This window comes from Flavobacterium urocaniciphilum, from assembly GCF_900110615.1.
Taxonomy (GTDB): Bacteria; Bacteroidota; Bacteroidia; order Flavobacteriales; family Flavobacteriaceae; genus Flavobacterium; species Flavobacterium urocaniciphilum.
In genome coordinates this window covers 246,071-264,314 of sequence record NZ_FOEI01000003.1, presented here as the reverse complement: position 1 = coordinate 264,314, position 18,244 = coordinate 246,071, and the positions used below count along the sequence as shown (strand labels likewise).

The following is an 18,244-nucleotide window of genomic DNA, read 5'->3' as shown; positions in this document are numbered from 1 at the left end:
AACAAGATGAAATTACTCATAACCCGTTAAAGTTCTATTAATATTACGTTACAAAGCATACATTTTAGTTGAATGGCATTATCATTTGATGAAATGAAAATTTTTTCGATAAAATACACTGGGGTTAAATTTAAATAACTGTTTATCAGTGTTTTATAAAATAAAAACACCCGATTAAGGGTGTGGTTTTTTATTTGAAATGCTTTTTGGTGAGAATTTTCCCAGAATTCAAAATCACCTTCAATAACAGAACTTGATCTTGATTTTGTATTTTATTAGTCTTATACGTGTTAAGGTTAATGTTTTGAAAATGGTTGAGTTTTCTACCTAAAACATCATATACAATTATCTCTTTAATGTTTTCATGTAACGATTTAAATACGGTTTCATTTGATTCAGCAAAAACTATCAAATCATCCACTTCTTCTATAGATAACATTTCGTTTTTATACACAATTTGGATTCTATCGTTAAACTCACCTGTTTGTGATGTAAAACTATAAGCACCTTGTTTTAAATCATGAATCGTAAAGAAGTAGTTGTCTTTTAAATAAATATTTTGATTTTCAAATAATCCATCAAAATTTTGAAGTGAAATAGTGTAATTCCCATCTTGTGTGATTTTCAAACCAATCGGAACAACATCTGTATCTACAAAAGGAACTTCTCTACCTTGTATCACATACTTTTGATTATTTATCAAGTTATAAATCATGGAAGTTACATCGTTAAAAACCAATCCATCAGAGGTATCAATTGAATTTGATGCTCCATCTGCATACCCAACCAAAATTTGATTATAATTATAAGTTGCATCATTTAAATTCAACCAAATTCTATGTTTTTCTTCAGAAATTGTGGTCTTATAAAATTGCATACTAGACGATCCGTAACTTCTTTGATTATTATTAAAATTAGCGCTTCCACCTATAGTAGTATTAACAAAGAAACCTTGTCCGACTTGTATAAAATCGACCGGTATCGCTCCACCAGCTGCTGCTGCTACTCCACCTAATGTTGTGTAAGAAGCATAATTATTTACCGGATAAGAACCTGCAACAGCTGCAACAGTATGCGTCCAATAATACAACGTATTAATGTTCGGATTATCGGATAAAAACGTTCTAGCATTAATTGGGGAAGGATACGGATTTCCTAATAAATTATACCCTATTCCTAAAACCGGCGAAACGGTTCCGTTAAATGGAACACCATTAAATTCACCATTATAAATAGTCGGAAGGGTTGGCGACCAATTATCAGCTACTCGAATCATATAACCTTTTCCGTTCGTAAAATTATTAGTTGGAACTATCGATTGATAAGCTGTAGGAGTTGTCATTCCGGTTGACAAATACTCATAAAAACGCGAAGGAAGCGTATTTGGAGAAAAAGCCAATAATTGTTGATTATTTACTGGTGATGACCAAGCCGTATAATCTTGACGAATCATCGGAGTTGAATTTCGTTTGACTTTAATAGAACCAGAATTTACAGAATTATTAATTTGTAATAAACTGGCATTGTTTTCAAAAGTTAAACTAGCTCCTGCGGCAACTGTAACATTGTTGGTAACTTTTAAAGTGTGATTAGAGTTGAAAACCACATTTGCTGTTCCATTTACAGCTACACTACACGCTTCAATTATTCCAGTTGATTGGTAATTGGCATTAAACACAACAGCTTTTCTGCTATCGGGTAAACCATTCGTCCAAGCCGTACCATTCCATGAAGTAGTTGAAGTTCCGCATGGTAAAATTAAATTAATCATATAATCTTCTGCTTCCGATGGATTGGTTGCATGAATAGCACCACAAAATACAGTTGGCGTAGCAGTTTGCTGACATTCCACTCGCATTCTAGTTGAACCAATAGAAATTGTGCTAGGAACTGTAAAATTTAAAGTTGCTGAAGTTGCACTTGCAGCAATTAAAGAAGACGTAAAAGCTACTCTTTCGCCAGAATCAGAAAAATCACCATCTCTATTATAATCGATCCAAACCGAAAACCCACAAGTTCTAGCGGCATTTGCAATTGAAGGTTTCGAAATAATAATAGTATTAGAAGTTCCTGCCGTTAAATTGGTTGAAACACTTGAATAATAGGTGTAAGAATTATTCCCAGATGCATTATTAATAGAGCCTAATTCCACATTCGTTATATAATTATGTCCAGCCGAAATTATACCTGTAACCGCACAATATCCTGAAGTTGTAGTGAAATTTACAGATGTTGAATAACTTGATGTTGCTGTTTCACAAATTAAACGAATTTGAACTTCATAATTGGTTCCTGGATCTAAACCTTGTAATATTAAATTATTTGTAGTTGTTGTTTGATGAATCCAGTTTACTGCTCCTATTTGTCGGTAACGCAATTCAAATGTAGCTGGAAAAGCACTTGTCCAATTTAAATTCGCAGAAGAATTTGTAATTCCCGAAACTGCTAAACCAGTTGGTGTTACGAATGCACTATTATTATTTACAGTAACAATTGCTCCACAACTACTTTCTCCACCTTGATTATCTACTACAGTTAAATAAACTTGTTGAGGTGTATCTACATGAGAACAATTAAAAGTACTTTTGTCTAAAATGTAAGAAACAATTGTACCATCATCAGTTGAATTATTATTAATTTGACTAGGTAAAATTGTGACATTCCCAGTTGTATCTAATGTTGTTGTAATGTTTTGACAATTAGCAATTGGCGGACTCACAACAGTTGGTCCCGTATATTGAATTTTTACAATAACTCCAGGATTTACAATGGTAACAGCTGTACTTCCCGAAGGACCTGAAGTACTTCCTGTATTATCAGTAACAGCATAAAATGTTACCCCATCTGGATCTAAAGCAATGTCTCTATATCGGTCATTTGAAGAATGGAAATTTTCATAAACTCCACCCATAATTGAATTCCCATCGGGCGCTAATTTCGCTCTATAAATCGTACCTTTTTTTAAAGTTGGAATTAATAATGATCTGCCCCAATTAGGAATTTTATTCAATTCATAAATATCAATACTGGCTGGTGCAACAGTAGGCCAACCCAAAAACCCACCTGTTGGAACCACCGCACTTGTACTGTTATACGTTCCAATGGGCGGCATAAAATTAGAAGGCGGTCCCGAAGGATAAGAAGTGAATTCATCTACTGGAGTAACGCCAGCCGCACATACATCATCTGAAAAACTTCCCGCATTACAGGGTGAAGCGGTTGACCAATTGCAATAGTTATAGGACATATTATCAAAATATCCCGCAATTAAAGGCCAACCATAATTTTTACCGGGTACAATAATATTTAATTCGTCGTCAACTTTTGCACCATGTTCTGAAGAATAAAGTGTTCCGTTTTGAGCAAAAACCAATCCTTGTGGGTTCCTATGTCCGTATGTATACACATGACTTTGAACTCCTGCCAATGTTGGATTATCGGAAGGAATGGTTCCATCTAAATTGATTCGTAATATTTTTCCTTGATAATTGGTATAATTTGTGGGTGAAGTGGGTAAATTTTGAGCTAAAATTGGATTACAAGCATTAGCAAATTGATTATTTCCTTGATCTCCAAAAGTATAATACAATTTCATATCAGGTCCGATTTTTAATCTACCCGAATTATGATCGTTACTTGCTGGCATATTTTCCAACAACATTTGTTCACCACTTAATGTTTTTGGACCATTATTAAATGTAAATCTTGAAATTCTTAATTTTCTTCCACCACTATTATAAGTATAAGCGATATATACATAATTATTTGTTGTGGTTGCGATATTTGTATACAAATCTGGATGAATGGCAAATCCTAACAACCCATCTTGTCCAGCAGTTTGATAAACCTGAGCAGAAAGGTCAATCATAGTGCTTATTGCACCCGTAGTTTTATTAACCCGAACTACTTTTTTTCCAACCCGTTCGGTAATCCATAAAAAACCATCCGGACCATAGGTAATTTCACCAGGAAAATTTAGCGCGTTGTTGGGAGTTAAGTTTGTTACAGTCCAATTCGGACCACTAGTAACTGGAGTTTGAGCATATTGGCAAGTAGTCGAAATTACCAATAAAAAGAAGTAGATTTTTTTCATAGGCTAAAGGGTAGGCTAATTAGTATGAAGAAAAACATATAAAGTTAAATCCGACAAAATGATTTAAACTTCGACTAAAGTTACTTCTTTATTTTTGAATAATCAGAAAATATTTATATTTTTTGATAATTTATCACAAAGTAAATATAATTAGTGAATTTTTATAAGTGTTTTAAAACAATTGTTACGATATCGTTAATTGAAAATTTCTTTTAAAACTTCCAACGATTTCGGTTTTTTAAAACCTTGTAAATGAATAATATAATAATCCAAAATGATTTTTAAAAGCACTTGTCTTTCTTTTTTACTGAAGTTTTTAGAAATGTCATCAAACTTCAATTCCATCAATTTTTTAAGTAAAATTGATTCGTTTTCAGATAAACAATTTACGCCTTGATACGATGTAAACACTCCTTCAATCATTTCAAAACAATTGGCATCAGTATCCTCTAATTGAGGATAAAAACCTAAAAATTTAGTCAGTTCAATTAAGAAAATAAGATGAAAATTCGGATTGGTAACATGAGTATCCAACCATAAAAAAGAAGTTTCTAAAAAAGCAAAAAGCGTATCATTCTTTTCTTCTTCTAAAATGGCATGATGCAACACTTCAGAAAGAAAAAACACAATTGCGTTTTTAGTAAAATCAACACTTATACTTTGGTAATTATAAGCAAGTTTTACTTCTTTAATGTGTTCTAATGTGCCTTTGTTTTTGTGATTCGCTTCAATTTCCAACAAATTTAAAGGTTGAAAATACGCGATTTTTTGATTGCTTTTTCGTGTTGAAAAAGCACTTTGAATGAAATAGGATTTCAAGCCATCCGATTCTGTAAAACACTTTACAATAAGACTTTTTTCTTGGTATTTAACAGTGCTTAAAACAATGGCTTTGGTTTTTACATTCATTATCGAATTACCATTATTTTTTTCACTGTTGTTTCAGCTGCATCACTTGATGAAACAAAAACCATATAAACTCCAGATGCCACTTTATACTTACCAAATGCGGTAGTATCCCACTCTACTGTTCCGCCTTGAGAAGTGGTTTCAAAGACTAAATTCCCTTCAATATCGGTAATTTTTAGATTGACTTTATCCATCAATCCGCTTATTTTTACAGTTCCTGTATATCCAGGACGAACTGGATTTGGATATACATACACATCTGCTAAATTTTCACTTCCTTTTGTAGAAGTTCCTAAAAAAGAAACCAATCCTTTATCTGTTGCAAAAAACACTTCGCCAGAAACCTCATCTACATCAATATCCAACACATTATTACTTGGTAAAGGAGAATTTTCCATAGTAAATCGATGAATAGTTTCTTGACCATTAGCACTCACTAAAAACACTCCGGCATCAGCAATAGAAACCCATTTTCTATTCGAACCATCCACATAAATATCTTGAATAACTTGTTGATAGAATAATTCTTGAGCCAAATCACCTTCTTGAATTACGATATTAGTTGTTTCTAATTCCGTATCCGACACAAATCGATCTACACTACTTAAAATGCGTAATCCTTTAAAAGTACCAATCCACAACTGATTTCTTTTGTCTACAGCCACACAACGCACGTCGTTACTTGGCAAACCACCATTTTCCTCGTTTACAACTATGAATTTATTATTATATTTTTCATTAAAACCATAAAATCCATTCGTAAATGTTGCCACCCATTTCGTTCCGTTTTTATCAATGTCTAAATTTCCATAACGTTCATTAGTAGCATTTTGTAAAACCGAACTCAAATTAAATGATTGCCAAGAATTATTGTTTTTCAACACTTTCAAACCGTTATTTACAAACGCATTGGTAATCCACAAATTCGCATCTTTATCGAATTTCATGCCATTTATACGCACCGAAAAATAACCTGGAAAACCACCAACAGATTCTAAATTATTGGTTTCATCATAAACTTGTAAATTCGCTTTATTGGTAAATTTTAGCAACCCGTCGTGTCCAGATGCCACAAAAACTTGATTCGGTAAATTCGGATTTTCTGCAATCGCAGCTAAAGAAACTGAACCTTGAATATCGGTAGATTTAATTTCTCCCCAACCTGTATTGCTATTGTAAATACTGATTCCTTGAAGTTTTAAATCAGGATTATAGGTTCTATCATAACTTCCATGGGTTACCCATAATTCATTTGGCGTTTTTTTCACTTTAAATGTATAATCTTCTAAAGGTCCTTTTGGAGAAATATTAGTAAACACACTTGGATTAATGATAGCCGATTCAAACAATCCGTTTTTTTGCGTTCCAATGTATAATTTATCATTTTTGGTAATAGCACAGGTTAACATACCTGGAAAATTGGGAATTTGATTAACTGTTGAAACTTGAATTAAACTCTGATTAAATACCAATATTTGCCATTGACACGAAATGGTTAAATACGTTCCGTCTGTTCTTAGCTTTAATCCATTTGAGCCATGATTTACAATTTGTTGAGGAGAGTTGCCAACAAATTTATAAGTATAACCATCAAAATTCATGGCCACTAATTGATTGTTAAATGTAACTAAACTCAACCAATTTCCAGCTGCAAACATTTGCCATTGCGAATAATCATATATGAAAGGATTGGATAATGCAACCTTTTTAATACCTTGTGTTCTTGTGGCAGCATATAATTCACCATTATAAACGGTAGTTTGCAATACATCTAAATATTCGCCAGAACTTCCAATATAATAATTTTCTTCAATTTCTAAATTAGAACTGTCAAATACACTAATTCCGTATTCGGTTGACACATAAATTTTATTATTAAACTCGTAAAAATCATTGATTTTCTTTTGATTTGGAGAAACTGGTACTTCGGTAATAATATCAACTTTATTCAAAACAGAACCATCGGGTTTAATAATTATTATCAAACCATTCTCGTTTCCAATAAAAGTGTGATTGTTTGAAGATTGAAAAACAGCTGTTATTTTATCTGCTTTCACATCATCTACAGAAGTAAAAGTGCTTAAAATATTAGTATTTACATCTTTATTAAAAAGGGAGTTTCTAGTACTTGCAAACACTTTGCTATCTGAATTACAAACGTCTGTAATTTCATTGTATGAAAAATATCCTTTCCATAATTTCTGTTGAGAAAATGAAACAAGCGAAACGCAGCAAAATAAATATGGAAGTAATTTTTTCATTTATAAGCAATCTAAGTGAATTACAAATATACAATAAACGTAAATATCTGTAATTTATTGGGTTTAAGCATTAATAACTTTTACAAGATGTTGTAATTTTTCAAAATCAGATTGCATATTCGCATCAGAAGTTGGCATGTATCTCGCTTTTTCACAATTTTGAAGCAATCCGACAAAATCGCTAGTGTTTTCTGTTGATATGGAAGCTTCTTGGAATTTTTGTATGATGTTTTCTTTATTTACAGCAGCGCGTTCTAAGGAGAATTTGTGTGCTAAAAACTCATACATTTTCATTTCCATTTTTTGATAAAACAACTCTTTATTCGTTAGAAATTCTTGAATTTCAGTAACTGAAAACTCTTTTTTATCCTGTTTTACTTCTGTCTCAATAGTTTCTTCTACAGGTTTTTTATTTCTTTTCAAAGTAAAAAACAATAGCGCTAAACCGGTAACAGAAACCAATCCGATAAAATGAGTGAATGTAAATTCAAAACCAGATTTATCTTCTTTTAATTCTTCTTTTGGATGTTTTTTATTTTTTGGAAGTGTGGTTAAGTTGGCCTGATTTTCTCCTTGTAACACATTTAAATCAACACTTTCAGAAGTTATTGTTTTGTATGATTTTGAATCCACATCAAAATACGAAAACTGTTGTGGTTGCAGTTTGAAATTTCCTTTTAATTGTGGAATTACCGTGTAACTATCCATTATTTTACCCGAAATCCCGTTCATGTTTTCATTGATGAATTCTTGATGTTTCGGCTCGAAAATTTCAAAATTAGCCGGTAAATTAGGTTTCGGAATTTCAAATAATTTTAGATTTCCATTTCCTGAAACGATAAAATCTAATTGTAAGGATTGTCCGGTTTTTAATTCATTCTTCTGAACATTTACATCGAATTGAAAATTACCAACCGCACCCGTAAAATTGTCTGGTTTTCCTTTTTCTGGCAACGGATTTACTTGAATGTATTTGGTATTTGAAACGATTTCTCTACGTGCCACACTGTATTCTGGTTCACCAAAAAAATCAAAATCACCCGTAGGATAACTGATGTTTAAATCGAGATTTATAGGAGAAATTTCTAATTTTCCTGTTTTTTGAGGATATAAAATTGTTCGTTTAAAAATTTTCGATTTAAAAACTCTGTTATTCACCACTGAACGTTCCCAACCACCTTGAATGTTTTCAGTTTGACTCCAAAAATTATTGTATTTCGGCGCAATTGGTTTATTTAAATCTGCTTCTAAACTTGGGGCTAAATAAATACGGTAATTTACCTCAACAGGTTCGTTTACAAATGCAGTAGTTTTGTTGACTTCTACATCAACAAAAATTAAATTATTGGCACCGGTTATTGTTTTATTCGCTGTGTTTGGTTTTGGAACTTGAGGTGGATTTTGTCTTTGAATAGCATCTACAGCTTTCTCTTTTGAAACAGAAACTACAATAGGTTTTGAGGAATAAATTTTTCCATCAAATCGAATGTTTGCGGGTGAAATGGTAATTTTTCCTGGTTTAGCGGCTTGAATTAAAAACGTATACACTTGCTGTATAGAATAATCGCCATTATGCAACACTTCATTAGTAGATTCAAAAGATCCGCCTTTGTTAAACCCAGCAAAACTTGGTGGAACAAAATTTCTACCTTCTTCATTAAAATAAAAATTAACTCGAGTAACTTCACCCATTTTTAGGTTCGATTTCTCAATTTTAGCTTCTAATTTAACCTGACTTAAGGCTAAAAAAGGCAATAAAATTAAAGTCAATACTATTTTAAAAATCCCATTCATTTTACCAATCTTTTTCTGTTACAGTAGTATGCGTTTTCGTTTTATTTGCGTTTACTTTTTCCTGAACTTTTTTCTCTTCGTTACCAATTGCTTTTAAGACATTATCCATTCGTTGCTTATTAGCGCTTGGTTTAGGCTGTTTTTCCTTTTCTTTATTTTTATCTTTTTGTTTATCGTCTTTTTTGTCTTGTTCTGACTTATTTTTCTGGTCTTTATCTTTATTCTTGTCGTCTTTATTCTCTTTTTTCTGATCGTTTTTTTTGTCTTTATTTTTCTTCTTCGGCTTAGGTTTTGGCGGATATTTTTTCAACATTTCTTTAGCTAAAGCTAAATTATATCTTGTTTTCTCATCATTTGGATTGGCTTTCAACGCATTTTTATACGCATCTACAGCTGATTTATAATTTTTATCTTGCATATAAGCATTTCCTAAATTGTGAAACGCTTTGTGTTTTTCAGAAGTTGTTTTGGCAATTTCGGAAGCATTTTTATAATTAGTAATCGCCTCACTATACTTCTTATTCTTATAAATTTTATTTCCTAAATTGTATTCTGCTTTTACTTTTTGTTCTTTTTCTTTAGCTTTTACAATACGTAATTGCTTTTCTTTTTCTTGAGAAACAGTCTTCTTTTCTTGTGCAAAAGTAGTTCCGGAAAATAAAAGAAATACTAAAAACAAGTTAAAACTTCTATTTTTGAAAAAGCCTTTTGCATGAAATCCTTTAAAATGCTGATTCACCATAAAAAAGTCGGCCAACAATAACAACAAAGCAATTCCTAAAAACCATTGAAATTGCGATTGTTTTTGTGCCAATTGTTGTGCTTTAAATTCTTGTTGTTCAACATTAGATAATGCGTTTTTTATATCCGAAACGGCTTTAGATATCTGGTTTTCATAAATATATGTTCCATTAGATTCTGAAGCAATTTTTTGCAATATTTCGTCGTTCAATTTCGTAATTACAATTTGACCATCAATGTCTTTTTTTACTTGTTTGAATCCGAAATCATCTAAATATTCGATGTTTCCACCGTTTTTAGTTCCAACACCAACTGTAATTATTTTAACGTTTTTCTCTTTCGTTAATTTCGAAACATTAAAATTGGCATTTTCATGATCTTCACCGTCTGAAAATAAAATAATCGCTTTTCCAGAAGTAGGATTGTCAAAGAAATCGACACTCGTTTTAACAGCACTTTCAATAGCGGTTCCTTGTGAAGAAATTAAATCGGTATTGATACTTTGTGTAAACATTTTCGCCAATTCGTAATCTGTTGTCATAGGTAAAACGGGATAAGCACTTCCTGCATAAGCCACGATACCTATTCTATCACTTCCTATTGAATGGATAACTTGTGTGATGATTTGTTTGGTTTTTTCTAATCGATTTGGTTGTATGTCTTTACACAACATACTTTTCGAAACATCAATAGCAAATACGATTTCTACACCTTTAGCTTTAACAGTTTCAACTTTTGAACCCAATTTTGGGTTGACTAACGCTAAAACTATGAAGAAAATCGCCATAATTTTAAGGGTGAATTTTAAGCGTTGTTTATTTTTCGAACCGTTTAAAATCAACTTTTCAAGCGTTTTTTCATTCCCAAATAAAGCTTGTTTATCTGTTTGCCATTTGATATACCAATTCTGTGCTACTAAACCAATTGGAATCAGTAACAACAAAATAAAATAATATGGATTTTCAAATTCAAACATTAAATAAAGCTTTTAAAAAGTGTTCGACTCAAAATCATTTCTAAAGCCAAGAAAAACAATCCGATTAACAACCATGGGCGAAATTGCTCATCAAACATCATGAATCTATTTTCTGTAATTTTAGATTTTTCCAATTGATCAATTTCATTATAAATATCTTCTAACTTTTTATTGTCGGTAGCTCTAAAATATTTTCCGTTCGTTATTTGGGCTATATTTTGCATTAAACTTTCGTCAATTTCTACTTTTTGTGGTTGAAAAATAATATTCCCATCTGCATCTTTTGAAACAGGAAAATTTGCCGTACCATTTGTTCCTACTCCTACTGTATACACTTTGATACCATATGCTTTGGCAATTTCAGCAGCTGAGATTGGATCTAAACTTCCTAAATTATTAACACCATCCGTCAGTAAAATGATAATTTTCGATTTCGTTTTACTGTCTTTTAAACGATTTATGGCAGTACCTAAACCAATACCAATAGCGGTTCCATCTTGTAAAACCATTCCGTTGTATTGTACTTCTTTTAAGGAATTTAACAACATATTTTTATCAGAAGTTACTGGAACTCGTGTATAACTTTCACCGGCATAAACTACTAATCCAATTCGGTCATTAACTCTTTTTTGAATAAAAGTTTGGGCAACTTGTTTAATTGCTTCTAGCCTATTCGGTTTAAAATCGGTGGCCAACATACTTCCCGAAACATCAGTTGCAATTACAATATCAATTCCGTTCGTACTATCGGTATAATTTGATTTTTGAGTATTTCTTGGTCGAGCCAACGCTACAATTACAAAACATATGGCTACTAATTTCAATAGAAACAAATACGGACGCACTTTTATCAACCACGATTTCTGAGCCGACAAACCTTCTGTTGTACTCATTTTAAGCGCAACTTCTTGTTGGTTTTTGATGTAATAATGCCAAAACAACGCTATTGGAATAATCAATAACAACCATAAAAAGTGCGGATGCATAAAACTACTACTCATCTTCTTCTAGGTTTATTTGTTCGAGACTGTTGGTTATACGATCAATGAACCCTTTCGCGTGTTTATCGTTAATATCATGCGTGATTCTTAATGTTTGTAATCCGTAACTATCCGAAATAAATACCGTTAAAAATCGCATTTGTTTAGTAGAACTTCCATCTTCAATTTCATAGGTTCCTTCTAAAATATCACCGGTAAGATTTTTTACATTTTGAAATTTTCTTGCCGTAGTTTTAATGTTTTTTGCTTTTAATTGCATTAAAGTTCCAATCTCATCATTGAAAATTTCTTTAATATCAATTTTGATAGAATCTTTAAAAGCAATGGTTTGTAACGTAATCGATAATTTTTCTGAAGGTTTTTGCCATGAAAACTGCGAAATATTTTTTACAATTGGATTTTGTGAACTTACCGAATCTCGCACTAAAATTTCTGGCGTTTCCACTTGTAAAGTTGGCAAACCGTATTCTGAAACTATCCATTCGTTTTTTAAGTAATATTCGGCGTCTTTTCCGTTAATTTTAGCTTTGAAATAATTGTTTACATTTTCCCATCCAAAATAAAAAACAACCGAAGTTATTGCTACTAAAAAAGTAGCCAAAAACGCTCCTTGACGAATGTTTTTATATTTCAACTGTTGTTGTTCTTCAAGTTGTTTAGCCAAAGTTACTTGTTGTTCTTCGGCAGAAGTTGGCAAGGTTGTATGAAACGTATTGATGATGTTTTCTGCAATTGTTTTATCCGAATTTTGTTCTTCAGTTGAAACCGAAATCTTTGCAAATTTTACTAAATCAGCTTTGGTAAACAAAGTTTCAATTTGTGAAATAGTTGAACTTGAAATTTCAAATTTCATTTCTTCCACAGCGTTTTTCAACTTAAAAATAAATTGTTCCGTTGTACTTCCTAATGCCGAAAATTCCAATGTTTTTTCAAAATAAGATTTTATTATTTGCGTTAACTTTGAATAGTATTCTTTAGAATTTGAACTTGCATTTGCTTCAGAAAATTGTAAAAATGCTTTGTTATACGGTGTAATATATTGTTCCGATTTTTTATTTTTTCGATGTTTCAATCTTAAAATAAAATAAACCAAAACCGCTAATAAAACCGCTAATAAAGCGCCAAATACAACTTCTTTATCGGTTAATTCTGGTTTTTGAATCGTTTTTTCTAAACTAATGGTTTCATCTTCTTTGATGTCGTGCATTTTTTGTTTAGTAGTATCAACCACAACATCAACGACTGAAATTTTTATGCTTTCAGTTTGAAATTTCTTTTTATTGATTACTACTTCTAAAGAAGGGATTGTATAAGTTCCGGCATCAAATTGAGTAAGATTGTATTTTTTCACCCATTCCAATTGATTGGCTTTCTTTGTTTTTTCTGGCGGAAAAGATTCTACAACTTCCAATTTTCCTATGGAATCTAAATCGGGAAAAACAACTAAATCTTTTTCGTTCACTTTTGTTTTTAACGTCAATTGAATTTGTTCTCCAATTTTGATTTCTTTCTTGGATACGGAAGTTCCTACTGTTTGAGAATACCCAACAGCAACAGAGAAAACAAGTAGAAATAACAATCTGATTTTCATTACGCTCTACTTTTAAAATAAGTTAATAATTTTGATACGTAACTTTCATTTGTTTCCGTTTCTACTAATCCAGCGGCACATTTACTAAACATGTTTTGGCAAGTTGACACTTTAGAAGTATAATTTTTTTCATATGCCAATCGTGTAGCTGGAGTTTGCGTGTCAATCCAAACCAATTCGCCTGTTTCGGCATCTTGCATTTGAATAATTCCAACGTTGGGCAAACTTTTTTCGCGTTCATCGTAAATTCTAATTCCTGTAACATCATGTTTTTTTGATGCGATTTGCAAAGGTTTTTGAAAATCGGATGTCATAAAATCGGAAATTAAAAATACAATTGCACGTTTTTTTATAACACTAGATAAAAACTCTAAAGCTACAGAAACATTGGTTTTTTGACTTTTCGGTTGGAATTCTATTAGTTCACGTATGATTCGTAATACGTGCGATTTTCCTTTTTTAGGCGGAATGAATAATTCGATTTCATCTGTAAAAAGAATCAACCCAATTTTGTCGTTATTTTGAGTCGCCGAAAACGCTAAAGTAGCTGCAATTTCAGTAATAATTTCTTTTTTGTTTTGTTCGGAAGTTCCGAAATGCTGCGAACCAGAACAATCTACCATAAGCATCATGGTTAATTCGCGTTCTTCTTCAAATATTTTTACAAAAGCTTCATTATTTCGGGCAGAAACATTCCAATCAATCGCTCTAAAATCGTCACCATATTGGTATTGTCTCACTTCAGAGAAAGTCATACCGCGTCCTTTAAAAGACGTGTGATATTGTCCCGAGAAAATATGATTGCTCAATCTTCGGGTTTTAATCTCAATCTTCTTAACTTTCTTAAGTAATTCTTTGGTCTCCATTTTAGTTTTCAGTCGCAGTATTCAGTCGCAGTATTCAGCTTAAAAACTGAGAACTGAGACCGAGAACTGAATTACGGTACTTGAACTTGATTTAAAACTTTATTGATTATGTCTTCTGAAGTAATGTTTTCCGCTTCAGCTTCATACGTAATTCCAATTCTGTGACGCAATACATCGTGAACCACAGCACGAACATCTTCAGGAATAACATAACCTCTACGTTTAATGAAAGCATAACATTTTGCTGCTAAAGCCAAATTGATACTTCCACGAGGCGAAGCTCCGAAACTAATTAATGGTTTTAAAGATTCTAATCGGTATTTTTCTGGATAACGCGTAGCGAAAACAATATCTAAAATATATTTTTCGATTTTCTCATCCATGTATACTTCTTTTACTGTTTCTTGAGCTTTAATAATTTGCGCTAAACTTACCACTGGATTAATAGTAGCCGCACTTTCTTTTAAACTATTACGGATGATTAATTGCTCTTCTTCCATTTTCGGATAATCAACAATCGTTTTCAACATAAATCGGTCGACTTGTGCTTCAGGTAACGGATACGTACCCTCCTGCTCTACTGGATTTTGCGTGGCTAAAACTAAAAATGGATTGTCTAATTTGTATGTTGTTTCACCAATGGTAACTTGTTTTTCTTGCATCGCTTCTAACAATGCCGATTGCACTTTAGCTGGCGCTCTGTTAATCTCATCTGCTAAAACAAAATTGGCGAAAATCGGTCCTTTTTTTACAGAGAATTCGTTTTCTTTGAAATTATACACCATGGTACCAACCACATCGGCTGGTAATAAATCGGGTGTAAACTGAATTCTGTGAAAACTACCATGAACGGCTTTAGAAAGTGTGTTAATCACTAACGTTTTCGCTAAACCAGGCATACCTTCAAGCAAAACGTGACCTTGCCCTAACAATCCAATTAACAAACGTTCAATCATTGGTTTCTGTCCAACGATAACTTTGCTTAATTCAGAAGTAAGTAAATCAATAAATGCGCTTTCTCTTTCAATCTTTTCATTAATGGCGCTTATATCTATGGTTGTATTATTTTCTTGCATTTGGGTTTGATTTATTTGAGTGTAAATTTTAAAAAAATACTTTAACAATGCAAGATGGCTGAATAAATTATTTTTTGTTGTTAATTGTCCGTTAAATTATAGGTAAAACATAAATTTTTAATGAATATTTAAGAAAATGTTGTTATTTTTAATAAAATTTTACTGCTATGCCAATACAAACTTCATCACTTATTGCCGGAACTATGAAATGGGGCTCTTGGGGAAAAGGCTTCAATACTGCAGCAATGCAAAATCTTATTGAGATTTGTTTGGCTGAAAAAATTCATACGTTTGATCATGCAGATATTTACGGAGGCTATACCACCGAAGCTGAATTTGGAAAAGCTTGGAAAGAAATGAGTATTCCGAGAGAAAAAGTGCAATTCATTACTAAATGTGGTATTAAATATGTTTGTGAGGAAAGAGATTATGGCATCAAACATTACGATTATAGTAAAGAATATATTATTTGGAGCGTAGAACAATCCTTGAAAAATCTCCAAACCGAATATATAGATGTTTTATTATTGCATCGTCCGAGTCCGCTCATGCGATCGGAAGTCATTGCAGATGCGGTTACCGAATTAAAAATTTCTGGAAAAATCAACCATTTTGGCTTGTCTAATTTTACTCCAGCTCAAACCGATTTAATTCGAAAACATACAGCGGTTACTTACAATCAAATACAATTTTCGGCCACACATTTGCAACCGATGGTTAATGGCGAATTGGATTACATGCAATTGCATTGTATAAAACCAATGGCTTGGAATCCGCTAGGTTCCATTTACAAAGAAGATATTCCGCAAACCATTCGCATCAAAGAATTATTGAATAAACTGACTTTAAAATACAATTTACCGGAAGATATTTTGTTGTTAGCATGGATTTTAAAACATCCGGCGAAAATTGCACCCGTTATTGGAACAACCAATATAGAACGAATTAAAGCCTTACAAGTGCTTCAAAATTTTGAATTGGAATTGGAAGATTGGTTCGCTATTTGGACGGAAAGTATTGGAACAAAAATCCCTTAAACCATGATTAATAAACGGCTTTTGATAAAAAACTTACTGGCTCATAATAATGAGAACAGTTTTTATGATAAAAAGCGTCAGTTAAATTTACATACAAAAGAAGGAAAAGGAAAGTTTTTAAAGCACATTTGTGCACTTTCTAATTCTAATCCGTTTAACAATTCGTATATAGTTGTTGGAGTCGAAGACGATACTAATGAAATTGTGGGTGACGATTTTTTTGATGATAGTCGCATTCAGAATTTAGTCAATGCTTACTTAGAAAATCCACCGAAAATATCCTACGAAAACATTCCGTTTCCAAATTTAGCAAAAGACAAAGTGGTGGGTTTGGTTACGATTAAACCGAAAAACAAAACGTCGTATTTCAAGAAAAACATTTATACTATTTTAGCTAATTCTACTTTTGTTAGGATTGGGAGTAACACCTCGCCTACTGAAGAAAAAATTCCTGTTTCTAAATCTAATGTTGAAACCGTAATTAGTATAGAAAACAATTCGAGAAACAGTATTGAAGACACGTTGGATAGTGTGTTGGATTTCATTACAAAAAGACACAAAGATTTTAAAAGTGAATACAAGGTTTTTAAGGAAAATTTTGTGGTGTGTTGGGCTGGAATTCCGAGAAAATATAAAGATAAAACGTTTTATTCGCGTGTTGATATTGAATTGGTTAACGAACAAATTAAACTGTTTTATTCTGCACAGGATGATGTTATTATCGAATTTGATGAAAATACATTTTCAATTACAGAATATGTGCCATTGGGATTAAATGACAAAACTAGTTTCTATCCTTTGGAAAAAGTTACCATTACTTTTTTTGATAACGGCTATTACAAAATGGATACCGAATTATTATTTGAACCGCCGCAATTCAATAAAAAATTATTGCATCATATTTACAATTCGACATTGAATACGATTTCAAAATTGCAAAAAAATGCTGTAGTAGAATCGAAAGAAGTGTTGGCAATATCGCCAACTTTGATGATCTGTTATTTAAATGGATTTACAGAAGCCAAACACAAATTGATAGAGGCTAAAAATTTACTAAAAACGTATAAAAACCCTATGGCTTTCATTTATTTTAAAGAAAGTTTACGAATTTTAAGAAAGATGAAATACAACTAATCTTTCTCACTCAAATATTCAATATCTTCCAATAATTGTGTTAAGTTTTGCTCGCCTTTAACTTCTTTATCAATATTTAAACCATTATAAAAACCTCTGATTCTTCCTTTTTGATCGACTAAAACGAAGTTTTCTGTGTGAACCATATCGTACATTTCTTCCGGTTTTCCAGTTTTTACAACCAAATACGATTGACGGGCAATTTTATAAATATCTTGTTGATTACCCGTAACCAAGTTCCATTTTGAATCGATTACACCTTGTTCTTTTGCGTATTTTTTCAAGACCTCAACCGTATCTTCATGAGGAAAAACAGAATGTGACAATAATTTTACTTTCGGATTGTCTTTAATTTTATCTTGTAACCAAGCCATGTTTCGGGTCATTTTCGGACAAATCGTTTGACAAGTAGTAAAAAAGAAATCGGCTACATAAATTTTGCCTTCATAATCCTTGTTGGTAATCACTTTACCATTCTGATTCACAAAAGAAAAGGGCGCAATTTTATGATTATAACCAATATGTTGAACAAGAGTATCTACTAATTCCGGATTTACATCTCTTGGTGTTATAATTGGTAAATTTTTTCTATTAATTAAACTATAAATAGAAAAAAAAATTACCGCTAATAAACATACGAAGAAAATTGTAAATTTTTTGCTTTTAAACATGGTAAATATTTTAGCTACAAAAGTATAAAATCTAGGATTCAGAATTAAAGTTTTTAACAGTTAATAAAAGTAAATTCACTTTTTTTTATTAGGT

Annotated in this window: 12 protein-coding genes; 2 read left to right on the top strand and 10 right to left on the bottom strand. The window is 31.9% G+C overall.

The genetic code is table 11. The features are described 5' to 3' along the window. Window positions 1-190: 190 nt before the first annotated feature. The 9 genes from BMY86_RS08035 to BMY86_RS07995 all read right to left on the bottom strand — a co-directional run bounded on the left by BMY86_RS08035 (window position 191) and on the right by BMY86_RS07995 (window position 15,308). Window positions 191-4,093, bottom strand: coding sequence for a PQQ-dependent sugar dehydrogenase (locus BMY86_RS08035; RefSeq protein ID WP_091467431.1), 3,903 nt, complete (start codon window positions 4,091-4,093; stop codon window positions 191-193). Between the two features lie 195 nt (window positions 4,094-4,288). Then, a complete protein-coding gene (gene recO, locus BMY86_RS08030; RefSeq protein ID WP_091467429.1) occupies window positions 4,289-5,002 on the bottom strand; it encodes a DNA repair protein RecO in 714 nt (237 codons plus the stop codon). Beyond that, window positions 5,002-7,263 (bottom strand): type IX secretion system anionic LPS delivery protein PorZ, encoded by a 2,262-nt coding sequence (gene porZ, locus BMY86_RS08025; RefSeq protein WP_091467427.1) that lies wholly within the window; start codon window positions 7,261-7,263, stop codon window positions 5,002-5,004. Before porZ ends, recO begins: the two co-directional genes overlap by 1 nt. A 63-nt stretch (window positions 7,264-7,326) precedes the next feature. Continuing rightward, window positions 7,327-9,057, bottom strand: coding sequence for a BatD family protein (locus tag BMY86_RS08020; RefSeq protein WP_091467425.1), 1,731 nt, complete (start codon window positions 9,055-9,057; stop codon window positions 7,327-7,329). A 1-nt stretch (window position 9,058) separates the two neighbouring features. After that, on the bottom strand, window positions 9,059-10,774 hold the full coding sequence (locus tag BMY86_RS13070) for a VWA domain-containing protein (protein WP_177177149.1): 1,716 nt from the start codon (window positions 10,772-10,774) through the stop codon (window positions 9,059-9,061). After that, window positions 10,774-11,775, bottom strand: a complete 1,002-nt coding sequence (locus tag BMY86_RS08010; protein WP_091467423.1) for a vWA domain-containing protein — start codon at window positions 11,773-11,775, stop codon at window positions 10,774-10,776. Before BMY86_RS08010 ends, BMY86_RS13070 begins: the two co-directional genes overlap by 1 nt. Then, window positions 11,768-13,366 carry a BatD family protein gene (locus tag BMY86_RS08005; RefSeq protein ID WP_091467421.1) on the bottom strand — a complete coding sequence of 533 codons (1,599 nt, stop codon included), beginning with the start codon at window positions 13,364-13,366 and terminating at the stop codon, window positions 11,768-11,770. Before BMY86_RS08005 ends, BMY86_RS08010 begins: the two co-directional genes overlap by 8 nt. After that, window positions 13,366-14,232, bottom strand: a complete 867-nt coding sequence (locus BMY86_RS08000) for a DUF58 domain-containing protein (protein ID WP_091467419.1) — start codon at window positions 14,230-14,232, stop codon at window positions 13,366-13,368. The genes BMY86_RS08005 and BMY86_RS08000 overlap by 1 nt, the downstream gene beginning before the upstream one ends. 71 nt (window positions 14,233-14,303) lie before the next feature. Beyond that, window positions 14,304-15,308: an AAA family ATPase gene (locus BMY86_RS07995; protein WP_091467417.1), complete on the bottom strand. Its 1,005-nt coding sequence runs from the start codon at window positions 15,306-15,308 to the stop codon at window positions 14,304-14,306. A 167-nt stretch (window positions 15,309-15,475) separates the two neighbouring features. Here BMY86_RS07995 and BMY86_RS07990 point away from each other — a divergent pair, with 167 nt between their 5' ends. Then, entirely contained in the window at window positions 15,476-16,345 is an 870-nt protein-coding gene (locus BMY86_RS07990; RefSeq protein WP_091467415.1) for an aldo/keto reductase, read from the top strand. 3 nt (window positions 16,346-16,348) lie between these two features. Continuing rightward, the gene (locus BMY86_RS07985) at window positions 16,349-17,479 is read left to right on the top strand and encodes an ATP-binding protein (RefSeq protein ID WP_091467413.1); all 1,131 of its coding nucleotides are present in this window, start codon (window positions 16,349-16,351) and stop codon (window positions 17,477-17,479) included. Here BMY86_RS07985 and BMY86_RS07980 read toward each other — a convergent pair. Further along, complete coding sequence (locus BMY86_RS07980) at window positions 17,476-18,150, bottom strand: SCO family protein (protein ID WP_091467412.1); 675 nt, start codon at window positions 18,148-18,150, stop codon at window positions 17,476-17,478. The two genes, BMY86_RS07985 and BMY86_RS07980, sit on opposite strands and share 4 nt — an antisense overlap. Window positions 18,151-18,244 lie beyond the last annotated feature (94 nt).